General features: G+C 48.3%; 8 protein-coding genes. 7 read left to right on the top strand and 1 reads right to left on the bottom strand.

Features of this window, described 5'->3' with window-relative positions:
* The 7 genes from B3180_RS06645 to B3180_RS06615 all read left to right on the top strand — a co-directional run.
* Nucleotides 1-427 (top strand): DUF3014 domain-containing protein (locus B3180_RS06645; protein ID WP_286843669.1); only part of this gene is annotated, 427 nt, incomplete at its 5' end.
* Between the two features lie 4 nt (nt 428-431).
* Nucleotides 432-1,034: a lysophospholipid acyltransferase family protein gene (locus B3180_RS06640; protein WP_278358444.1), complete on the top strand. Its 603-nt coding sequence runs from the start codon at nt 432-434 to the stop codon at nt 1,032-1,034.
* The gene (locus tag B3180_RS06635) at nt 1,028-1,678 is read left to right on the top strand and encodes a GNAT family N-acetyltransferase (RefSeq protein ID WP_224798084.1); all 651 of its coding nucleotides are present in this window, start codon (nt 1,028-1,030) and stop codon (nt 1,676-1,678) included. The genes B3180_RS06640 and B3180_RS06635 overlap by 7 nt, the downstream gene beginning before the upstream one ends.
* Nucleotides 1,679-1,733: 55 nt before the next feature.
* Nucleotides 1,734-2,198, top strand: a complete 465-nt coding sequence (ribE, locus tag B3180_RS06630) for a 6,7-dimethyl-8-ribityllumazine synthase (protein WP_054489444.1) — start codon at nt 1,734-1,736, stop codon at nt 2,196-2,198.
* Between the two features lie 10 nt (nt 2,199-2,208).
* Complete coding sequence (nusB, locus tag B3180_RS06625; RefSeq protein WP_222235758.1) at nt 2,209-2,628, top strand: transcription antitermination factor NusB; 420 nt, start codon at nt 2,209-2,211, stop codon at nt 2,626-2,628.
* 3 nt (nt 2,629-2,631) lie between these two features.
* Nucleotides 2,632-3,636 (top strand): thiamine-phosphate kinase, encoded by a 1,005-nt coding sequence (gene thiL, locus B3180_RS06620; RefSeq protein ID WP_222235757.1) that lies wholly within the window; start codon nt 2,632-2,634, stop codon nt 3,634-3,636.
* 14 nt (nt 3,637-3,650) lie between these two features.
* Entirely contained in the window at nt 3,651-4,133 is a 483-nt protein-coding gene (locus tag B3180_RS06615) for a phosphatidylglycerophosphatase A family protein (protein ID WP_222235756.1), read from the top strand.
* Nucleotides 4,134-4,160: 27 nt separating this feature from the next.
* Here B3180_RS06615 and dxs read toward each other — a convergent pair.
* Nucleotides 4,161-5,579 (bottom strand): 1-deoxy-D-xylulose-5-phosphate synthase (gene dxs / locus B3180_RS06610; protein ID WP_286843664.1); only part of this gene is annotated, 1,419 nt, incomplete at its 5' end.

Genomic DNA, 5,579 nt, shown 5'->3' with positions numbered 1-5,579 from the left:
GAAGCGTACTATTGTACAACGCCCAGATGGGCGCTTTAAGGTATTGGAAGTTGATGGCGAGCTTTATATCGATGAAAGCAGTTATCACCGCTACGATGCCTTAGTTGACTGGTTTGTTAGCCTGGAAGCGGATGTCTTAGTTGAAAACTACGAGCTATTTAAACCCTTAGTGCAGGAAGCTTACGCAGAAATAGGGTATCCGGAATCTGACTTTGACAGTACTTTACTGGAAGCTATCGAAGTTGCTCTTGATACACCGGTGCCGGATGGACTGGTTCAAGTAAAAGACGATAGCGTAATGTATACCTTTGCGGACGATAGCTATGAGTCATTACCTGCGGCGCAAAAGCAGTTATTACGTATGGGGCCGGATAACATTCAGCGTGTAAAAGATAAATTACGCGAAATAAGAAGAGCGTTGCAGTAAATTTATGACTGATAAAAATACCATTCCGGAATTCGTTAAAGGCGAGTTCCCTGTTACCCATAATCGATTTCTGCGCTGGGTTGGCCGACTCGGCATGAGGGTTCTCGGTGGCTGGAAAATTAATGGTGAAATGCCGAGTGTGAAAAAAGCTATTCTTCCTGTGGCACCACATACCTCAAACTGGGATTTTCCAGTCGGTGCATGCGTTATGTTAGCTATGGGTTTGAAACTGAATTACCTTGCCAAGCATAGCTTGTTCCGTTTTCCGCTCAAAGGACTGCTGACAAAACTGGGTGGCATTCCTATAGACAGAAGTAGCGCCAATGGTGTGGTCGGCAACATGGTAAAGCAGTTCAGAGAAAAAGATGAACTGATTCTGGTGATAACGCCGGAAGGCACCCGGAAACGCGTGCATGAATGGAAAAAAGGGTTCTTACACATGGCACAGCAAGCAAAAGTGCCTGTTGTCCCCATAGCGTTTGACTACGCGCGTAAAGCCATTGATATTGGCCCGGCACTAATGGTTAGTGACGAAATTGAGAAAGAACTGGAGCGAGTGAAGTCCTATTTCGAACATGCTCAAGGTAAGCGGGGAGAGGCGTGTTGAAGCTTCCTTTGCGGCTTTGTCTACTGCTGTTAATACTGCCGGTTTTTCATTCGGCGGTAGCGGCAGACTTCTGGCGCAGTGAGTGGATGGTGCCTGAATCTGCTGAAGGCAAAAAGCTAATAATTCGCCCAATAGAAGCATCGGATGCTGATCGCTTCTTCCACAGTTACATGACATCGCAAAAGTGGCTGTATAACCGTCTTGGGTGGGCCTGGCCTTCGGAAAAAAGCAGTCTGGAACAAAATGAAACCATGGTGAGCTACCACCTGGAGCAAGCCAAAGAAAGAACAAGCTTTACCTACTTAGTACTTGATAAAGAAGACAAGTCCATAATTGGCGCCGTTTACATGGTACCCGTTGCCGCCAGCAGAGAAGAGAAAAGCGGTATTCCCCGCAATGCTTATAACGCTGAAATTAGCTGGTGGTTATTAGAGTCAGCGGTGAATGACAATTTGCACAATGACTTTTTTGTTTTGTTAACAAATTGGCTGGAAGCAAGCTGGCCCTGGCGGCAAGTGTTGTTCCCGGTATCGCAAAGCAACGATACAGCCTTACAGCTATTAGAAAGTAGTAACGCGCGTTCGCTCGGGCGTGACTTAGATGCAGAAGAAAAGTATTTCTCCTACGCAATATCACGCAAATAATCCCGCATTGTGCTATCATCGCGCGCAATTAACGAACGGTTAATAAGGAAAACTCATGCAGGTAATTGAAGGCGGAATTAACGCAGCTGGTAAAAAGTTTGCCATTATTGTCTCCCGGTTTAACCATTTTATGGTGGAAAGCCTGTTAGACGGTGCTGTGCAGACGCTGAAACACTACGGTGAAGTAGCCGATGAAGACATCACGGTTGTGCGTGTTCCCGGTGCTTATGAAATGCCGGTAACGGCTAAGCGCCTGGCCAGCTCAGGTAAATACGATGCGATTATTGCCGTTGGTGCTGTTATTCGTGGCGGAACACCTCATTTTGAGTTTGTTGCAGGTGAATGTAATAGCGGGTTAGGCCGGGTTGCAACGGAATTTGATTTGCCAGTGGCGTTTGGTGTTATCACCACCGATACGCTGGAACAAGCCATTGAACGCAGTGGTTCTAAAGCCGGCAATAAAGGCTCGGAAGCCGCACTAAGCGCGCTTGAAATGGTTAATGTACTGAAACAACTCTGAGACACATTAGATGAAACCCGCAGCAAGAAGAAAGGCCCGTAAGCTGGCCGTGCAAGCAATTTACTCATGGCAGTTATCGCAAAATAGCTTTAGCGATATTGAGGCTCAATTTTTAACAGAAAACGATACCAGCAAAGTCGATGTCGACTACTTTTTAGAGTTGGTTCGTGGTGTTGGCGGGCATTACCGGACACTGGACGATGCGCTGGAACCGTTTTTAGACAGACCCATTAAAGAACTCGACCCAATTGAAATGGCCGTTCTGAGACTGGCTGCCTACGAGTTGCGCGAGCGAGTGGATGTACCTTATAAAGTCGCGATTAATGAAGCGATAGAGTTGGCTAAATCTTTCGGTGCCGACGAAAGCCATCGTTTTGTAAACGGCGTTCTCGATAAAGCAGTAGATACTTTCCGCCCAACCAGGCAGTAACTTATGCCCCGCGATGAATTTTCGCTAATCAATGAATACTTTACTCATCGCTCCGCAAAACGGGGCGATGTTGCTATGGGGATTGGAGATGACGGAGCTGTTGTCCGTCCACTGCCCGAGCATGACCTGGTCATTGTTACTGACACTCTGGTAGAAGGCGTGCATTTTGATAAAACCACGCCGCCAAGAGCAATTGGTCATAAAAGTGTGGCTGTTAACCTAAGTGACTTAGCGGCAATGGGTGCCCAACCTTGTTGGGTGAGCCTGGCTTTAACCCTGCCAAACGTTGATGAAGACTGGCTGCAGGAGTTTAGTGGCGGGTTGGATGAAATTTGCAGTTACTACGACTGTCAGTTGATTGGTGGCGATACAACCAAAGGGCCACTCACTATTACCGTAACCGCGCATGGTCAGCTGCCTTCAGGAAGCGCAATACCGCGCTCCGGAGCTAAAGCAGGAGACTGGATTTACGTTAGCGGTTCTCTGGGCGATGCAGGCTTAGGCCTTAAGGTAACTCAGGACAAAGTCAGCACGACAGGACGGCACTTACAGCAAGTGATTGAGCGGTTGCACTTTCCTACGCCCAGAGTGGCTTTGGGGCAAACGTTACGTGGCATAGCCAGCTCCTGTATTGATGTTTCCGACGGCTTACTTGCAGATTTGGGGCATCTAATGACTGAAGCCGGAACTGTCGGTCAACTCGAATTAGATAAACTGCCCTTGTCTTTAGCCCTAACCGAAACATTAAAAGTGGATGAAGCATTAGCTTTGGCACTAACAGCAGGCGACGATTACGAGCTTTGCTTTACCTTGCCAGAAGAGCATCGCGGACGTATGGAAACCCTGACAGCCCACCTTAAAACACGGCCAGTTTGTATTGGCAGGGTCGCTAATGGCGGACAAGGGGGCATTCAATTGCGTTATCAGGGCGAAGAATGGTCTCTGGCCGATGGTTACCACAGTTTTAATCATTTTGCGGAAAATGATCTTTCCGGGGAAAAGGGCTAGAGGGTTATGAACTAATGTCAAAGACATCGCTTTCATGGTTTAACCCAATACATTGGCTGGCTCTGGGGTTTGGTTCGGGTCTGGCGCCCAAAGCTCCCGGTACTTTTGGTACTCTTGTTGGTATCCCTGTTGTTTTCTTAATGGCTCAGCTTAACTGGTGGGAGTATCTGCTCGTGCTAGTGATTATGACGCTTGCGGGTATCTGGATCTGCCAGTATACGGCTAAGGCTATGGGAGAGCACGATCACCCTGCTATTGTCTGGGATGAAATAGTTGGCTACGCCATAGCCATGTTCGCGCTGCCGGTGGAACCTTTCTGGCTGATTGCTGCTTTTGTCCTATTTCGTATTTTTGATATCTGGAAACCCGGTCCAATAGGCTGGGCTGACAGAAAGCTGCACGGTGGTAACGGCATCATGATGGATGATGTCCTCGCCGGTATTTTCTCTGCTGCGTTACTGCACTTAGGATGGTGGGTATCGGGTTTACTCAGCTAAATAAACCCGACACTCTAACCGTCTGTTCTAACCTTCTTTCAGGAAGTTATTCACCTGGCTTTGGATGCCTTTCGCGTCAAGTCCAATTTCCTCACGAACCTCGCTTTGAGAGCCATGTTTAATGAACTCATCGGGCAAACCAATATTGAGAACCTGAGGACGGGCTTTGTGCTGCGCGACGTATTCACTGACTGCGCTGCCTGCACCGCCCGCTACAACGTTTTCTTCCACCGTAACCAGTACTGAGTGGTCTTTCATTAATTCGTCCACACAGTTGGTGTCCAGCGGTTTTACGAAACGCATGTCAATGACGGTAGCATTAAATGCTGAAGCGGCTTCTTCTACTTCGGGCAACAGGGTGCCAAAGTTTAAGAATGCCACGTCCTGTCCCTTTTTAACGGTTACCGCTTTACCAATTTCTATAGCCTTACCCTGACGTAATTCCAACCCAACGCCTGCACCACGAGGGTATCGTACGGCAGCCGGGCCTTTATGCTGGTAGCCTGTGGTTAGCATATCCAGACATTCTTGTTCATTACTGGGCGCCATAACCACCATGTTTGGGATACAGCGCAGGTAGCTTAAATCGAAAGCGCCCTGGTGAGTTGGTCCGTCGGCACCGACAATGCCGGCACGATCTATGGCGAACAATACGTCTAAGTTCTGCAAAGCCACGTCATGAATTAATTGGTCGTAACCGCGCTGCAAAAAGGTAGAGTAAATGGCAACAACAGGCTTCATTCCGGCAATGGCTAAACCTGCTGCGTAGGTCACGCTGTGTTGCTCAGCAATAGCCACGTCAAAATACTGTTTTGGGAAGCGCTGCGAAAACTCAACCATACCTGAGCCTTCACGCATTGCCGGAGTTACTGCCATTAGCGACGGGTCGCCACTTGCGGTATCACACAGCCATTGTCCAAAAATTTCAGAGTAGCTGGGAACGCCTGCCGCTTTTTTTGGCAAGCTGGATTCCGCCGGGTCAAACTTAGGAACGCCATGATAACCAATGGGGTCTTTCTCGGCCGGTTTATAACCTTTTCCTTTTTGCGTCACTATGTGCAGTAATTGCGGACCTTTTAAATCGCGCATGTTGGACAAGGTTTCCACCAGGGTGTCGACATCATGGCCGTCGATAGGACCTATGTAGTTAAAGCCCAGCTCTTCAAAAATAGTACCCGGTGCCATCATGCCTTTCATGTGCTCTTCAGCGCGGCTGGCAAAATGACGAATATGCGGCAGAGGACTGAGTAACTTTTTACTGCCTTCGCGTAATGAAGTATAAAAACGACCGGATAACAGACGGGCGAAGTGATGGTTCAAAGCACCGACGTTTTCAGAAATGGACATATCGTTGTCGTTTAACACCACCAGCATGTCGGGTTTTATGTCACCAGCATGGTTCATTGCCTCGAACGCCATGCCTGCGGTCATGGCGCCGTCACCAAT

Source organism: Idiomarina sp. UBA4206 (genome assembly GCF_002383015.1).
GTDB lineage: Bacteria > Pseudomonadota > Gammaproteobacteria > Enterobacterales > Alteromonadaceae > Idiomarina > Idiomarina abyssalis.
This window is presented reverse-complemented; position numbering and strand designations above follow the sequence as displayed.

What these genes read in the sequence shown, in the direction of transcription:
- thiL (WP_222235757.1), top strand. Translation starts at nt 2,632, where the DNA reads ATGCCCCGCGATGAATTTTCGCTAATCAATGAATACTTTACTCATCGC.
- B3180_RS06640 (WP_278358444.1), top strand. Translation starts at nt 432, where the DNA reads ATGACTGATAAAAATACCATTCCGGAATTCGTTAAAGGCGAGTTCCCT.
- ribE (WP_054489444.1), top strand. Translation starts at nt 1,734, where the DNA reads ATGCAGGTAATTGAAGGCGGAATTAACGCAGCTGGTAAAAAGTTTGCC.
- B3180_RS06615 (WP_222235756.1), top strand. Translation starts at nt 3,651, where the DNA reads ATGTCAAAGACATCGCTTTCATGGTTTAACCCAATACATTGGCTGGCT.
- nusB (WP_222235758.1), top strand. Translation starts at nt 2,209, where the DNA reads ATGAAACCCGCAGCAAGAAGAAAGGCCCGTAAGCTGGCCGTGCAAGCA.